Below are 15,768 nucleotides of genomic sequence, written 5' to 3'. Positions count from 1 at the left end.
TAAAACGCCAGATGGGAAAAACCAAGGTGACCAAGACGGTAAAACGCTAGATGGGGAAAACCAAGGTGACCAAGATAGTAAAAAACCAGAACAACCAAAGCAAGAAAACATTCAAGTTCCAGCAGCACAAGTAAATGACGCAATCTCTAAAACATCTGAAAAGATGTTACAAGATGGAATTGAAAGCGATTGGGTAGCTTTAGGCCTTTCTCGTTCTGGAAAGAATGTTCCAATTGAGGCGAAATTAAATTATGTTAAGGCTGTAACTGAAAAAGTAGAAAAGCGCATTAACCGTTTTTCAGCGACAGATTTAGCTAGAACGATTATTATGATGAATGCAATGAATGCAGACCCAAAAATGGTAGGCGAACATAATTTAGTTCAAAAATTGTACGAATCAGATAAAGTGAATTCTGTTACAGGTTATACATTTGCTTTACTTGCATTTGATACGAAAAAATATGAAATTCCAGTAGATTCAAAATGGAATCGAGTTGCTTTAGTAGATGCACTTTTAAACGCGCAACATACAGATGGCGGCTGGACTTATGATAGCGCAAGCAGTAAAGATAGTGCTAGTAGCGTTGATGTAACAGGTATGGTTTTATCAGCATTAGCTCCTTATCAAGACCGAGCAGATGTGAAACCAGCAGTGCAAAAGGCTGTCGCATACTTATATAATGAACAACTAGAAAATGGCGGTTTCTCTGCTGATGGACAAGAGAATTCTAATAGTGCTGCGCAAGCTATTATTGGATTATCCCTTGTGAAAGAGGTAGATCAAAACCGTCTTCATAAGGCAGTGCAAAATCTATTGTCATACCAACTTCCAAATGGTGAATTTAAATGGTTACCAGGCGACCAAACCGGTAGCGGAATGGCAACAGAGCAAGCATTATTAGCTTTACTTCAGTTTAAAGACCTTGGAAAATCGATTTATGACTGGTCAACGGAATCTGTTATTGAAATCGATAAGAAACCAAATGTAGACTCAGAAAATGTTGTAGTAGAAAAAGAAGTTACTGAACAACCAGAAGAACAAAAACAAGTACAACAAGAAACAAAAGATGACAATGTAAAAGTTGTTGTTGATAACGAACCGGTTAAACATAAAAAATCCGGAAACGGTAGCACACTACCAAAAACAGGAGCATCTTCTCATAGTGCAGCGACAGAAGTAGGTATGGGTGTATTATGTATTGCTTCTGCATATGTATTATGGAGACGTAAAGCAGCTTAACAAAAATTAGGAGCAATCATTTGCTCCTAATTTTATCCCGCATTAACGGGCAGTAAGATCCCCACCTCAAAAGTTAGCGAGTGCAAGGAAGTTAGGTGGAGATTAACTGCCCGTAAAAGCCCGATTGGTTCAACTAATAATAAGTGGGGGGTGGAAAAGCCCCCCACTTATTAAAGTTTCACTTTATTATGAAAGGTGAGAGACAACATGAGTAAGATGAAGTGGTTTATTTCTTTATTGCTTTCACTCGGACTACTTGCCGGATGTGAAGAGGCAGTTGTAAAGCCTGAGAAGAAAGTAGAACTGAAGCAAGAAGAAGTAGCAAAACAAGAAGAGAAAAAAGATGAAGCGAAACCGGAAGAAAAACCGGAGGAAAAACAAGCTGAACAAGAGCAAAATAAGCAAGACGAACAGAAAGAGAAACAAGAACAAAAAGTAGAAGAGAAGCCGAAAGAAGACAAGACGCAGGCACAGCCGGAAGTAAAGAAAGAAGAGAAACAACAAGAACAACCGAAAGAACAACCAGCTGTAAATAAACAACCAGAACAGCAAAAAGCACAAGAAGAGAAACAACAAGAGCAACAACCGAAAGCACCAGAAGTAAAAGAAGAAGCGAAGGTTGTAAATCAGCCGAAAGAAACACCGAAACAGGAGCAAAAAGTTGATCCGAATAAAGAGGAGAAAACGATACCGACTCAGACTGTTCCAAAGCCAGTACCACCAAAAGTAGATATAAAACCAGAACCACCTAAACCACAAGCAAAACAAGTCACCATCTCAGTAAAAGGTAATGAAGGATATTTATTAGGGGCAAAAAAGGTGGATGTACAAGAAGGCGATACTGTGTATAAAGTATTGCAGCGTACAGGTTTAGATGTTGATGCGATGGGCTCTAAAGACGGTATTTATGTAAAAGGGATTAATGATTTATATGAAAAAGATATTACCGCTACTAGTGGATGGAAATATCGTGTGAACGGTTCGTTTCCAAACCATAGTGCAGGTGTAGTTACAGTAAAACCAGGCGATACAATCGAGTGGGTGTTTGTATTAAAATAAGAAAGGCATTCGGTAAAGGACTATGAAAATCAGTTTTTCTTCTTTACATCCTTTTGTGAATTTTTTCTATTATATCGGGGTGATGATACTATGTATGATGTGTCTTCATCCTCTTTTTTTAATTGGAGCAATTCTATTAATCGTTATAATCAATGTGATGCAAGGGAATAGCGACAAGATAAGAAAGATGTTACCGGGCACAATTGTTTTCTTTATTATGGTCATTTTATTTAATTCGTTATTAACGCATAGAGGTCGAACTACATTATTTTGGTTAGGTGATAGCCGTATTAAGCTTGAGGCGATTATGTATGGAGTAGTAATGGGGTTATTATTAGTTGCGATTATGTTTACCTTTGCTTCGTATAATGATATTATTTCAAGTCATAAATTTTTATATTTGTTTTCTCGAATTTCACCGAAAGTAGCATTGTTAACGATGATTACAGTGAGATTTGTTCCTTTGTTTATGAGGCGATTACAGAAAATAACACTCGTCCAAAAAACGAAAGGTGTACAAGTAGATGCAGGTTCTATTGTTGAACGCATGAAAAATGGTATGCAATTATTGCAAGTATTATTAATTTGTTCATTAGAAGATGCATTACAAACGGCAGATTCTATGCAAGCTCGTGGATTTGGTGTAACGAAACGTACGACTTATATTCGGTATAGAATGGAAAGACGCGATTGGTATACGCTCAGTTATTTAAGTATTCTATTTATAGCTGCTATTATATGTAGTACATATGGCGGAGGGAAGTTAATCATTTATCCGAAAGTCGAATCGGTTCTATTTCAGCAATACGATGGGATGATGTTTGTCGTATTCACGATGTTTATTAGTTTACCAATTATAATGGAAGGACGGGAATGGATATGGTGGCGCATGCAGAAATAAACAATTTATCATTTGTATATGCTGATGAAAACGAAAAAGCGTTACAGCATATTTCTCTTTCTGTTCAAAAAGGAGAGTTTATTGCACTTGCTGGAGGATCAGGATCCGGGAAGACGACTTTATTAAAACATTTAAAAAAAGAATTACTTCCAATTGGTAAGCGTACTGGGGATACATATTATGATGGTACTTTATTAGAAAATGTACCGGACTTGTTATCTGCCCAAGAAATTGGCATGGTATTTCAAAATCCAGAAAATCAGCTCGTAATGGATACGGTCATTCAAGAATTAGCATTTTCTTTAGAAAATATCGGATTACCATCTCATATTATTCAAAAACGAATAGCCGAGCTTATTAGCTTCTTAGGATTCCAAGATTTATTGCACCAATCTGTTCATACGTTATCTGGCGGGCAGAAGCAACTTGTCAATTTAGCTGCAGTATTAGTTATGCAGCCGAAGTTACTATTATTAGATGAACCAACTGCGCAGTTAGATCCGATTGCTGCGAAAGAGTTTTTAGGGTTGTTAAAGCGTATTAATGAAGAACTTGGCATTACGATCGTTTTAAGTGAACATCGTTTAGATGAGGTAATACCACTTGCTACGCGCGTTATTTGTATGAATAACGGCCGAATCGTGTATGATGGTAGTCCGAAAAGGGTTATAGCGAACATGTGGGAAGTAGAAGGATTTCGTCCATTTATTCCACAAATTCCAAGATTGTTTTTAGAGTGGAATGCGAAAGATATACCATTTACAGTGCGAGAAGCACAAATGAAAATGAATGATTTTTCAGCGATATCATATGTAAATGAGCCAATAGTACAAAGGGAAAAGCAAGAAGTCATTTTAAGTGCAGAGCATATTTCGTTCCAATATGAAAAGAATAGTCCGCTCATTTTACGAGATTTAACAGTATCGATTGAAAAAGGAAAATGGGTAGCTCTCGTTGGAAAAAATGGTACAGGGAAGTCTACACTGCTAACGATTTTAGCGGGATTACAAAAAGCGAGAAGAGGGAAAGTAAAGTGGAATGGGAAAGTGATACATAAAATTGATTCGAAAGAACGATTTAAAAGTATCGGGTATGTATCGCAGCATCCGTATTATCATTTTACATTTGATACAGTGTGGGACGAGGTGTATGAACGAGCGCGTGAATTATACGGAGAACAAGGAAAAGAAATAGCAGAACAACAGCTTAAAAAGTTTTGGCTATATGCACTTAAAGAACGCCATCCGCATGATTGTAGCGGGGGAGAGCAACAATTACTTGCATTATGTACGACGTTATTGTCAAAGCCGACTTTATTATTACTGGATGAACCGACAAAAGGACTAGATCCGTGGAAGAAAGAAAGAGTAGGAGAGTTATTTAGGAAACTGCAAAAAGAAGGTACAACAATTGTAATGGCAACGCATGATATTGAGTTTGCAGCGAAATACGTGGATCAATGCATGATGTTATTTGATGGAGCAGTCATTATGAATGATGCACCGAAAGAATTTTTTAGTGGCAACTTCTTTTATACAACCTCTATCAATCGATTTATTCGAAAAGAATTGCCATATGCATTAACGTGGGAGGATGTGTACGAAGCGTGTCCAAACGATATGTTGCATTCATAATATGTATTTTTGCAGTGATGATAGGTACATTACTTTTTACTACACTTATCATGGACGGTTATTACATGTTAAGTAGTTTGTTTTTATTAGTTGTTATTATGTTACCTTTTTATATCCGTTTTGAAAGGAAGGCGTTTGTTTCACGTGAAATTGTTCTCGTTGCTGTGTTAGCAGCAATTGCAGCAGTGAGCCGTGTACCATTTTCTGTTTTACCAAGTGTACAACCGACTTCTTTTGTCATTATTGTTTCTGCAATTGTGTTTGGAAGTGAAACTGGTTTTATGATTGGTGCAACAGCGGCTATCGTATCTAACATTTTTTTAGGACAAGGTCCGTGGACGCCGTGGCAAATGTTTTCATGGGGTATGATTGGTTTTATAGCTGGATTATTGCGGAATACATTTTTAATGAAAAAATTATGGGGAAGACTTCTATACGGATTGTTTGTTGGATTTTTATTTGGCTGGATTATGAATTTCTGGGGGCTTCTCGGTTTTATACGAGAGGCAACGTGGGAAACAGTCATTTCGTATTATATCGCAAGTTTTTATTTCGATTTGAGCCATGCAATTTCAAATGTTGTGTTCTTACTACTATTTAGTACGTCTTGGATTACGATTCTTACAAGATTTAAAAAGAAATATGGCATATTGGATAAGCATAACATGGTATAGAAAAGCATACTCATATAAGGTAGGGTCGCGACTTACATATTCGTTTGCCTCTTTCATGCTTCTTACATATTGTAAGGAGCATTTTTCTGTATATTTTTTAATTATAACGGCAATAATTATGAAGTATGCCATTTGAAAAAACTTCCCACCTTATGATGGGAAGTTTTTTCACTCTTGTTCTAAAATGTGAACGGTGTAATCACAGCGTTGAATAGCTTGTTCGATCGCATAAAGAGATTGCTCAATACGAGCGCGATTAAAATCTTTTTCAACAGTCTGTAGTGCTTCTTCTAAACAATGTTTTGCTTCTTGTAACGATTGAAACGAATCTTGTACATATCCGCGAGCATTTTGATGCATTTCATAATCCTCCTTGCATACTCATATATGTATAGTATGAACAGTAAAGAAGAAAATATAATTCGTTATATTTGTTTGACAATTAAAATGAAATTACGTATAGTAAGAATTAAGTGAATATTTTCTTATCCAGAGAGGTGGAGGGACTGGCCCGATGAAACCCAGCAACCGCGATGCAGGTGCTAATTCCAGCAGAACATATTTGTTCTGGGAGATAAGACGAAGATATATACGTAACTTCTTCTTATCGGAGAGGTTTTTTTATTGCAAAAAAACCGATTACGAAAATTTATATTAAGAAGAAAGGGGTTGCGCATTACTGTGACACTCGAAAAATACGTCAAACTGCGTAGTACAGTTTATGAATATATGATAGAGCAAGATAAGCCAATATCATTGTTAGATATTCAAGAACATATCGTTTCGCATCATGAAGGAAAATTCACGAAAAAGATGTTACATCAATTTTATTTATCAAGATTATTAGATGAACTGAAACTGGATGGGAAAATTACATTAGCTGATGAATATCTCTATGCTGAAAAAGGGGTATTTTATAAGGCGAGAAAAGGGAGCTAAGCTCTCTTTTTTTGAAGTATGTAGAGTAAAAGACTGCTTAAGCAGCCTGATACAGGGAATGGTGTTGAGTGTGTAGTGTCAAAAATTGAATGTGCCTGAAAGAGGCAATTCATATCGGCTGCAAATGAAAAGAGACACCTTCGCCGAATAGGTGTCAGTCGTTTTTGTCACATAGACTTGCTATTTGACAGTTATTAGAATAACATGCAGTGGCTCTAGAAGTCAAAAGGGAATTAAAGGAAGAGGTGCTATGATGTACGCTTACTTATTACATGATATAACGAAGTGGATTCCTAAGTACATTATGGATAAAGGTTATGAATATTATGAAGATGGACATGTAGAAGATGTTGAAATACAAGACAAGAAAATATTTGCTTTCGTTACTGGAAATGCAGGAAACTATGAAGTGATTATTGATCTTGAAGATTTTACAGAAAGTAGCTGCGAGTGTCCGTATGAGAATCTTTGCAAGCATATGGCGGCAGTTGTTTATGATATTCAAGATGCTGGTGAGAGTAAGGTGAAAGAGAAACTGAAAGGTTTAGAAAAGGAAGAGTTACTAACGGTACTACATCGCTTGTTACAAAGTTCAAAAAACGTGCAAATTGTAGAGAAGATGTTAAAGAAGGGGAAACTTTAACTTATAGAGGGAGTTGTTTTGTAGTGAATGTACTAATTGTATACGCTCATCCTAGTCCTTCAAGCTTTAACGCGGCGATTTTAGAGCATGTGCAAAAAGGATTGCAAGAAACTAATCATTCGGTTACAGTACTTGATTTATATAAAGAACAATTTGATCCCGTCCTTGTCTTTAATGAAGAGAAGAAAAGACGTGATTTAGTAAATGAAGAAGAAACAGCTCGGTATAGAACGTTGGTGGAAGAAGCGGATACGCTACTCTTTATATATCCAATATGGTGGTGGGGGATGCCTGCTATTTTAAAAGGATTTATTGATCGCATTTTCGTAGCTGGATTTGCTTATAAATATGAAGGGACCCTGCCGAAAGGCTTATTGAAAGGTAAGAAGGCATGGGTAATTAATACGTTAGACTCACCGTTATGGTACGTCGCATTACTATATCGATCAGCAGATTGGATTATAATGAAGAGAGGTGTTTTACGTTTTTGCGGCATTCACGATATAAAACGGTCAGTATTTCAATCTGTAAAAACGAGTAAACGAGAGAAGCGGGAAAAGTGGTTATTACAAATAGAAGAAAAGGCTCGTACACTATGAATGAAATGGAACGTATTATAAAGTGTTGCGGGGATGACACCGAACTTTTGCGAACGTATATTACATGTTTACTTCAATTGAAAAAATGTAGCGAAACGTTTGAACAAATTCAAAAACAATTAAGAAATGATTATTTAATAAGAGGAATTTGTGAAAGAGAAGTTGATGAGGTAGTAATGGGAAGTAAAGAATATGAAACATATTTTCTTCCTAAAGTGTTACAGTGGAATTTTTTGAGGGAACATCCACACCTGATCGGAAAAATTTGCGAAGATTTTTTTGCATTTGAGTCATTACATCTTACGGAGGTAGAGTGGGAAACGATTATAAATTGCGTGGGAAATAAGAGATTTATTATATAAAAAAGCTAGTATAAAACTAGCTTTTCGTTTAAATAAATAAGAAACATAGACTTATGATAAATCCTGCATATAGTAAGTTCACGACGCAAAATCCCATAATATCACGAGCGCCTAAACCAGCTATTGCCAATGCGGGTAATGCCCAGAAAGGTTGAATTAAATTCGTCCAAGCATCGCCCCATGCAATGGCCATTGCTGTTTTTGCAGCAGGTACACCAAGTTCAGCACCAGCTGGAATCATAATGGGTGCTTGCACAGCCCATTGACCGCCACCAGATGGAACGAAAATATTAACGATGCCAGCACTTAAAAAAGTAAAGAGTGGGAAAGTCGTTTCGTTTGAAATGCTAATAAAGAAATTTGAAATAGCTCCTCCAAGTGAAAGTCCTTCACTATTTGCTCCAATCATCATGCCCATAATTCCTGCATAAAATGGAAACTGAAGTAAAATACCAGAAGCACTTTTTGTAGAATCTGAAAAAGCACGAATATATTGAATCGGAGTACGGTGGAAAATAAGTCCAGCAATTAATAACATAAAAATAACGATATCAAGTGTAAGGTTAAAACCTTTCGTATAAAAGTAATTGAAAATATAAATGAGACCTAACAATCCAACGCAAAGTGTAATAATGATGCTATTTTCCATTTTCTCAGCGAACGTATTGTTTCCTACTTCTTGAGCGGCAGCTTCTTCATGGAATACGCTAGGATCTACCGTTATCGTATGTTTTTCATCTGGATGCATCGCTTTATTAATGAGAGGCATCGTAACGAGAAAAATAATAACTGGCACGAGAGCGTATGGTGAGAATAACGTTTCTGTTATTGGAATCGCTTCTTTAATACTTCCAGCTGTCGTTTTCATTAACGTTTCGCCTCCAGTTGCTAACGTGAGAGGGATAGAAGCAGAAAGCCCCGCATGCCAAATGAGAAATCCAGAGTAAGAAGAGGCAATGGCTAACCTATAATCTAATCCTTCAAGTTGCCTTGCTACTTCCTTTGCATATAAAACAGATACAACAATACCAAAGCCCCAGTTTATGTACGCCCCTAGTAAACTTACGATTGAAATGGCAATAATACCTTGTCCATTCGTTTTCGGTAGTCTTGCAGCTTTCGTTAACCATTTTTTAATGAGAGGAGCGTTTGCTAAAGCAGATCCTGTCACGAGTACAAGTGCCATTTGCATAGAAAAGGCGAGAAGTCCCCAAATGCCATTCCCCCAGTGATTAATCATTTCCACAGGTGTTTGATGCGTTGCAAACATGCCGAAGAAAATAACAAATACGGTTAATAAACATGATAAAATAAACGGTTCTGGCAAGAAACGTTGCACTAAGGCGACGCAGCCATTAGTAAAAGAACGAAACAAAATAGATCAACCTCCTTATGTATATGTATTACAATTATTCGAGGTTGTTTCGTTCATAACCTTTTATATTTAGAAAATTCTGATGTTTTATGAAGATTGAAATATTGTCAAGAAGAGTAGTACCATCATCACCCTGGCAGAAAAAGTTGCTTTTCTCAAATATGAAATATTGCATATAAAAATGAATTGATGCAAATGTAAAAGCTTATTATAATGAAAGCATAAATATACAAAACATCTTAATACAGCAAAGAGGAGGAAGTAATATGGAAATCGCAATGGCCGTTTTAAAATTTTTAGGTGGAGTAATACCTTTAGTCCAAGAACTTTTAAAAGCGTTTATGTAAGTTTATTCGTTAGCTATCATGTCTTACTAAAAAAAGAATGGGGTGATTTTTCTGAATATTAAGAAAAATACCAAAAGAAGAAAGTTCCTTGCATGTTTATTCGTTAGTCTATGCACTCTTAATTATTCATCTATTTCTTTCGCAGAAACACAAGCCGGTCGTGCAACTGATATAGCTAAAAATGCTAGTAGCATTGATACTGGTATAGCAAACCTTACATATAATAATCAAGAGGTTTTAGCTGTAAATGGTGATAAAGTAGAGAGTTTTGTTCCGAAAGAAAGTATCAATTCAAATGGTAAATTTGTAGTAGTGGAACGTGAGAAAAAATCACTTACAACGTCACCAGTCGATATTTCGATTATTGATTCTGTAGCAAATCGCACGTATCCAGGAGCTGTACAACTTGCCAATAAAGCTTTTGCAGACAATCAACCGAGTTTATTAGTGGCTAAGAGAAAGCCTTTGAATATTAGTATAGATTTACCTGGTATGAGAAAAGAAAATACAATCACTGTCCAAAATCCGACATATGGTAATGTAGCTGGAGCAGTAGATGATTTAGTATCTACTTGGAATGAAAAGTATTCCGCAACACATACGTTACCTGCAAGAATGCAGTATACAGAATCTATGGTTTATAGTAAATCACAAATCGCAAGTGCTCTTAATGTTAATGCGAAATATCTTGATAACAGTCTGAACATTGATTTTAATGCAGTTGCAAATGGAGAGAAAAAAGTGATGGTGGCGGCATATAAGCAAATATTCTATACCGTAAGTGCTGAACTACCTAACAATCCATCCGATCTATTTGATAATAGTGTTACTTTTGATGAGCTAACTCGTAAAGGAGTAAGTAATTCAGCTCCACCTGTTATGGTCTCAAATGTAGCTTATGGTAGAACGGTTTATGTAAAATTAGAAACAACATCTAAGAGTAAAGATGTACAAGCTGCTTTTAAAGCTTTACTGAAGAATAACAGTGTCGAAACGAGTGGACAGTACAAAGATATTTTTGAAGAAAGTACTTTTACTGCTGTCGTATTAGGCGGAGATGCGAAAGAGCATAACAAGGTTGTTACAAAAGATTTCAATGAAATTCGAAATATTATTAAAGATAATGCTGAATTAAGTTTTAAAAATCCAGCATACCCAATTTCATATACAAGCACTTTCTTAAAAGATAATGCAACTGCTGCTGTTCATAACAATACAGATTATATCGAGACGACAACGACAGAATATTCAAGTGCAAAAATGACACTTGATCATTACGGTGCATATGTTGCTCAATTTGATGTATCTTGGGATGAATTCACATTTGATCAAAATGGAAAAGAAGTATTAACACATAAAACATGGGAAGGTAGTGGCAAAGACAAAACAGCTCATTACTCTACGGTAATCCCTCTTCCACCAAATTCAAAAAATATAAAAATCGTAGCAAGAGAATGTACAGGTCTTGCATGGGAATGGTGGAGAACCATTATTAATGAACAAAATGTTCCATTAACAAATGAAATAAAGGTTTCAATTGGAGGAACAACATTATATCCAACTGCTACTATTAGTCATTAGGTTGGAGAAAAGCGCCCGGTTTATAGGGTGCTTTTTTACTTAGGTGAAAGTAGATCGGGGTTTCTCCCCATCAAGCTAAAAAAGAACATATACCAACATAGCCTTATAGAGCTGCATTTAACTTTATTTAAAGCTTCATGTATGAGTGTTATCCAATTATTCACTGGATTGTTGAATATGCAAGAATGCTCCTCATCTCTCTAACGTTTAACTTATTTTAAGTTAAAAGTTAGAAAATTATAAAAATTAGTTGGATAGATTGTGTTAAATATTGTAAAATGAAATGGTACTAAAAAAACCAAATTGGTACCAAGGGTTCGGGAGGCGGATTATGAAGCAAAGAATAGTAACAGAAACAATTCATCAAATTCAAACGAAGGGGTTTACATTTACAATTAGTGATTTAGCAAAACAATTAGCTGTCAGTAAGAGGACAATCTATGAGCACTTTTCTTCAAAAGATGAAATAGTGGATGAAGTTATTCGTAATGTAATAGAAAGTATTCAAGAAAAGGAAAAAAATATCGCTGAAGATGATACGTTACAAACAGTTGAAAAAATAAGGCTCATTTTAATTTGTATTCCACAACAATTTACATTCATGGATGCACGTTTATTAGTAGAACTAAAAAAACATCATTATTACCAATGGTTAAAATTAGATCAGTTTTTACGTGAAGGGTGGTCTACTGTAATTAGTTTAATAGAAGAGGGAATGAGAGAAGGAAGCATAAGAAAAATTCAAATTCCGTTTTTTATTGAAGTATACTTGGGGGCACTGAATCGCATATATGATCCTATGTTTATTGAAAAGAGTGATTATACATTGGGAAGTATGCTTGAATCGATTATGGATATGTTACTATACGGAATTTCTAATCCGAAATAGAAGGTGGGAGAATAATGCAGTGGATTTATTTATGCTTCGCAATTTTATTTGAGGTAGCAGGTACAACTGCAATGAAACTATCTGATGGATTAACGAAACTTGTACCAAGCATTCTTATTTTTGTATTTTATGTAGTAAGTTTTGCATTTCTGTCATTTGCATTAAAGGGGATGGAAATGTCCGTTGCATATGCGGTATGGTCAGGTATGGGAATTGTAACGATTACAACAATTGGTTTTATTTATTTTGGAGAAAGTATCAATATAATTAAGATACTAGCAATTCTTTTTATTTTAGTTGGAGTCGTAATATTAAATTTTAATAGTACGGCACATGAAGCGAAGAAAAAAGAAATGGTGGAGGAACGTATACATTGAATCGATTAAAGTATTTTTTCCTTATTACTGATCTTGGGTTTGTTGTATATTGGCTCATAACAATTTTTCATATGATTCCGCAAGAATATTTGTTTAAAGATTACCAAGATCCTATTTTAGTAGCATGGAACTGGTCTTTTTTACCCTTGGATTTGTTAATCTCGTTAACGGGATTTCTAAGTTTGTATTTACATTCTAAACAAAAACATATTTGGAGTCACTTTGCGTTCTTATCATTAATTTTAACTTTTTGTTCAGGATTACAAGCGCTAGCATTTTGGACAATCCGTTTAGATTTTGATATGTCTTGGTGGATACCTAATTTATATTTATTAGTTTACCCATGCTTCTTTTTAAAAAGTGTGTGGAGAGAGTGTGGTTCGTATGAGACTAACATGAGAAAAGAATTCATGGAAAGACAGGATCTTTAAGCACATTCGAATTCTAGATGCTACAGCATTTCAGATTCAAAATTAGTTTTTTCGCTAACCATACAGCAGAATTCAAAATAATTTTCGATATGAAGGTTAGTACGTTACTAGAATAAAATAAAAAAGCAATAAGAAAAAGCTTCCATTACTGTGGAAGCTTCTCTAAATGATGTGCAATATCAATATACATATTGGAGTAAACGGAATGGATTTCATTACTTGGCGTAGCATTAGAAGAGAAGTGGACAATTACCATATTCGCTTTCGGATCGATGTAAAGTGTTTGTCCGTAACTACCTAACACTTCGAAAGCACCTTGTTCATTGTGCGGAATCCACCATTGATTATGATAAGAAATGGAAGCGCCAGGGCCAACTGCAAGTTCACCTTCTTGGACATTTTTTATATCTTCAGTAATAGAAGAAGGGAGAATTTGTTTTCCGTTATATTCCCCGTTGTTTAATAGTAATTGCCCAAATCTAGCCATATCTCTAGCAGTTGCATTTAAACCAGCACTAGCTTGTTCAACTTTTGTTTCATCTGTTACGTAATACGCGTTTTCTTCCATACCAATTTGAGACCAAATACGCTCACTAACATTTTCAGCTAATGATTTACCAGTGATCGTTCGAATCACCCAAGCGAGTGTTTCTGCTGATCCGTTATCGTAAGAAAAATCAGAACCAGGCGGTGCAGTTTCTTCTGCTTCTCGTAACATATCATAAATTTTCATCGGGCCGTCGTAATTTTTACCTCGAGGTAAAATATTGCTCGCTAAATATAGTTGTGCATCTTGATTTTCTAATGCTGGATGTTCATATCCGTGAGTAGGATATTCTACAGAAACTTGCATATCCAATAATTGCTGAAGCGAGGCTTTACCAAACGGTGTATTTTTTAATTCTTTTATATATGTGTCAGCTGTTTTTTCTAAGTCAATACGGTTTTCTTCAGCGAGAGATTGTATAATTGCCCCGGTAAATACTTTTGCTAATGACGCCATACCATGAGGTTCGCTCTCGTTATATCCATTGAAATATCGTTCATATACAAGTTGTCCATTATGTACAACGACGAAAGCATCCGTTTTGTTATCATCTAAAAGTTTTTTTAGAGGAGTTGTATTTCCAAATCTACGCTCCACAGCAAAATCGTCTAAGTTTTGCAATGCGGTAGAGAAGTGAAAAACGTGATCCGGGTTATTTTTCACCTCGTTAATTAAAGTGAATTCTTTCATATGTGTATACGACCAACGTAAGTACGGGTCATCTATCCAATTTTTCTTCGTCACGTTATTTTTCGATGGAGTCGTTTTATTATGTTTGAAGTATGTAAAACCGAGCCCTGTAATTACAAATATAAATGTGATTATGAGTAAGAGTAGGGGAGATTTTTTAAGTTTCATATCGGTCCCTCCTTGTTTTTTCTATTATAAGTATACGCTTCAATTGAAAGAAATACAAAATAAGGAAAGTAAACGGGGAAGTTTACTTTCCTTATTTATGTTAAGCGGAAACTTTTCCGTCTGTATGTTGTTTCTTGAACTTTTGTTTTCGTCCGTGTAATCCATAATAAAGAAGTAAAGTGAACGCAACGATAATGGCTGCGATGAAATACATATTATGGTAACTTGATTTCGCTGCGACGATACCTAAAATGAAAGAACCAAAGCCAATACCACTATCAAAGAATGAGAAGTACGTAGCTGTCGCAGAACCACGTCTATGGTTTGGAGCTGCAGAAATCGCAATCGTTTGGAAGCTAGGAATTAATGTTCCGTAACCTAAACCGATTAACATACCTGCGCCAAGGAACCAAAATGAAGTTTGTGCTTGGCTTAAAATGAACATCCCAATTGTGAAAATAATAATAGCTGGATAAACAAGTACATTTTCACCGAAGCGATCAAAAATCTTACCTGTAAATGGACGAGAAATGACAACAACAAGTGCATATAAAATAAAGAAGTAACTTGCAATGTCAGCTAAACCGAGCTCTTTTGCATAAATAGGAATAAAGGATAAAATGCCACTATAAGAAAAGGCTAAAACAAATCCTGTAAGAGCGATTGGAATAGAAGATGGTTCAAGTAAGTCTTTCCATTTCATTTTTTCTCGTTTTTGTTTGCTTACAGGTGCTTCATGCGGAATATTTACAAGTAGTCCTAATAAAAATGCAAGCAATGAAAATATGGAACAAACGATAAATAGTACAGTGAATGAAAAATGAGAAATAATTGTTAAACCTAAAAAAGGACCAATTACCATCGGCAAACTCATAAATACGCCGAAATAGGCAAGTGCTTCGCCGCGTCTATGAGCTGGCGCAACATCTGTGACAATCGTACCAGTTGCTGTTGTTGCCATACCGAACCCAATACCATGTAAGAAGCGAAGGGCAAGTAATAAAAATAAACTTTGCGCACCGAAATACATAACAGTAGCAGCTAAAAATAAAGAAAGTGAAATAAATAATATTTTCTTTCTTCCTAAATCATCGAGCCATTTTCCTGTAAATGGTCGACATAATACAGATGAAATAAGAAATACAGTTGCAACTAAACCAATTTCCTCAGGTTTTCCTTTTAGGCCGTCTATTACATAGACGGGTAAAGTAGTCATAAGCATATAAAATGTTAAGAAGAGAAATAGACTACTAAAACAAGTTCCGAGGAAATCCTTCGTCCAAAGTTTCTCACTTTGCATCGTCATCCCTCC

17 protein-coding genes and 1 riboswitch are annotated in these 15,768 nt (G+C 35.6%); of the genes, 13 read left to right on the top strand and 4 right to left on the bottom strand.

From position 1 onward, the window contains the following. From RTP99_RS23895 to RTP99_RS23875, 5 genes are all read left to right on the top strand, one after another. A partial coding sequence (locus RTP99_RS23895) for a prenyltransferase/squalene oxidase repeat-containing protein (protein ID WP_312367877.1) occupies window positions 1-1,240 on the top strand: 1,240 nt, incomplete at its 5' end. Window positions 1,241-1,447: 207 nt separating this feature from the next. After that, on the top strand, window positions 1,448-2,299 hold the full coding sequence (locus RTP99_RS23890; RefSeq protein ID WP_000041437.1) for a DUF4430 domain-containing protein: 852 nt from the start codon (window positions 1,448-1,450) through the stop codon (window positions 2,297-2,299). A gap of 22 nt (window positions 2,300-2,321) precedes the next feature. Further along, window positions 2,322-3,200 carry an energy-coupling factor transporter transmembrane component T gene (locus RTP99_RS23885; protein ID WP_011040515.1) on the top strand — a complete coding sequence of 293 codons (879 nt, stop codon included), beginning with the start codon at window positions 2,322-2,324 and terminating at the stop codon, window positions 3,198-3,200. Continuing rightward, window positions 3,173-4,834, top strand: a complete 1,662-nt coding sequence (locus RTP99_RS23880; RefSeq protein WP_000367697.1) for an ABC transporter ATP-binding protein — start codon at window positions 3,173-3,175, stop codon at window positions 4,832-4,834. Before RTP99_RS23885 ends, RTP99_RS23880 begins: the two co-directional genes overlap by 28 nt. Then, on the top strand, window positions 4,807-5,508 hold the full coding sequence (locus tag RTP99_RS23875) for an ECF transporter S component (RefSeq protein WP_000044910.1): 702 nt from the start codon (window positions 4,807-4,809) through the stop codon (window positions 5,506-5,508). The genes RTP99_RS23880 and RTP99_RS23875 overlap by 28 nt, the downstream gene beginning before the upstream one ends. 168 nt (window positions 5,509-5,676) lie before the next feature. Here the strand turns inward: RTP99_RS23875 and RTP99_RS23870 are convergent, their stop codons facing one another. Next, a complete protein-coding gene (locus RTP99_RS23870) occupies window positions 5,677-5,868 on the bottom strand; it encodes a hypothetical protein (protein ID WP_000554030.1) in 192 nt (63 codons plus the stop codon). A gap of 122 nt (window positions 5,869-5,990) precedes the next feature. Next, a riboswitch (SAM riboswitch) is annotated at window positions 5,991-6,089 on the top strand. A gap of 100 nt (window positions 6,090-6,189) precedes the next feature. Here RTP99_RS23870 and RTP99_RS23865 point away from each other — a divergent pair. From RTP99_RS23865 to RTP99_RS23850, 4 genes are all read left to right on the top strand, one after another. Further along, the gene (locus tag RTP99_RS23865; RefSeq protein ID WP_000171475.1) at window positions 6,190-6,447 is read left to right on the top strand and encodes a hypothetical protein; all 258 of its coding nucleotides are present in this window, start codon (window positions 6,190-6,192) and stop codon (window positions 6,445-6,447) included. 253 nt (window positions 6,448-6,700) lie between these two features. After that, a complete protein-coding gene (locus RTP99_RS23860; protein ID WP_041184771.1) occupies window positions 6,701-7,090 on the top strand; it encodes an SWIM zinc finger family protein in 390 nt (129 codons plus the stop codon). A gap of 23 nt (window positions 7,091-7,113) precedes the next feature. Continuing rightward, window positions 7,114-7,689, top strand: a complete 576-nt coding sequence (locus RTP99_RS23855) for an NAD(P)H-dependent oxidoreductase (protein ID WP_001101659.1) — start codon at window positions 7,114-7,116, stop codon at window positions 7,687-7,689. Next, complete coding sequence (locus tag RTP99_RS23850; protein WP_001004512.1) at window positions 7,686-8,051, top strand: hypothetical protein; 366 nt, start codon at window positions 7,686-7,688, stop codon at window positions 8,049-8,051. The genes RTP99_RS23855 and RTP99_RS23850 overlap by 4 nt, the downstream gene beginning before the upstream one ends. Window positions 8,052-8,079: 28 nt before the next feature. Here RTP99_RS23850 and RTP99_RS23845 read toward each other — a convergent pair whose 3' ends face one another. Then, complete coding sequence (locus RTP99_RS23845; protein WP_000490037.1) at window positions 8,080-9,426, bottom strand: short-chain fatty acid transporter; 1,347 nt, start codon at window positions 9,424-9,426, stop codon at window positions 8,080-8,082. 389 nt (window positions 9,427-9,815) lie between these two features. Between RTP99_RS23845 and alo the strand changes: the two genes are divergently transcribed. The 4 genes from alo to RTP99_RS23825 all read left to right on the top strand — a co-directional run bounded on the left by alo (window position 9,816) and on the right by RTP99_RS23825 (window position 13,051). Further along, window positions 9,816-11,354: an anthrolysin O/cereolysin O family cholesterol-dependent cytolysin Alo gene (alo, locus tag RTP99_RS23840; protein ID WP_000576715.1), complete on the top strand. Its 1,539-nt coding sequence runs from the start codon at window positions 9,816-9,818 to the stop codon at window positions 11,352-11,354. A gap of 331 nt (window positions 11,355-11,685) precedes the next feature. Then, entirely contained in the window at window positions 11,686-12,243 is a 558-nt protein-coding gene (locus RTP99_RS23835) for a TetR/AcrR family transcriptional regulator (RefSeq protein WP_000813657.1), read from the top strand. Between the two features lie 14 nt (window positions 12,244-12,257). Then, the gene (locus RTP99_RS23830) at window positions 12,258-12,620 is read left to right on the top strand and encodes a DMT family transporter (RefSeq protein ID WP_001198602.1); all 363 of its coding nucleotides are present in this window, start codon (window positions 12,258-12,260) and stop codon (window positions 12,618-12,620) included. Continuing rightward, window positions 12,617-13,051, top strand: a complete 435-nt coding sequence (locus tag RTP99_RS23825; protein ID WP_001080901.1) for a YvaD family protein — start codon at window positions 12,617-12,619, stop codon at window positions 13,049-13,051. The genes RTP99_RS23830 and RTP99_RS23825 overlap by 4 nt, the downstream gene beginning before the upstream one ends. Before the next feature lie 145 nt (window positions 13,052-13,196). On the opposite strand, the gene RTP99_RS23820 is transcribed toward RTP99_RS23825, so the two are convergent. Both RTP99_RS23820 and RTP99_RS23815 read right to left on the bottom strand, forming a co-directional pair. Continuing rightward, window positions 13,197-14,456 carry a serine hydrolase domain-containing protein gene (locus RTP99_RS23820; RefSeq protein ID WP_046647587.1) on the bottom strand — a complete coding sequence of 420 codons (1,260 nt, stop codon included), beginning with the start codon at window positions 14,454-14,456 and terminating at the stop codon, window positions 13,197-13,199. Window positions 14,457-14,556: 100 nt separating this feature from the next. Further along, window positions 14,557-15,756, bottom strand: a complete 1,200-nt coding sequence (locus RTP99_RS23815; protein WP_001190316.1) for an MFS transporter — start codon at window positions 15,754-15,756, stop codon at window positions 14,557-14,559. Between the last annotated feature and the right edge of the window lie 12 nt (window positions 15,757-15,768).

It is taken from the genome of Bacillus sp. (in: firmicutes), from assembly GCF_031983925.1.
Taxonomy (GTDB): Bacteria; Bacillota; Bacilli; order Bacillales; family Bacillaceae_G; genus Bacillus_A; species Bacillus_A pacificus.
The sequence above is the reverse complement of the archived record's forward strand: the minus strand, read 5'-3'. Positions and strand labels throughout refer to the sequence as shown.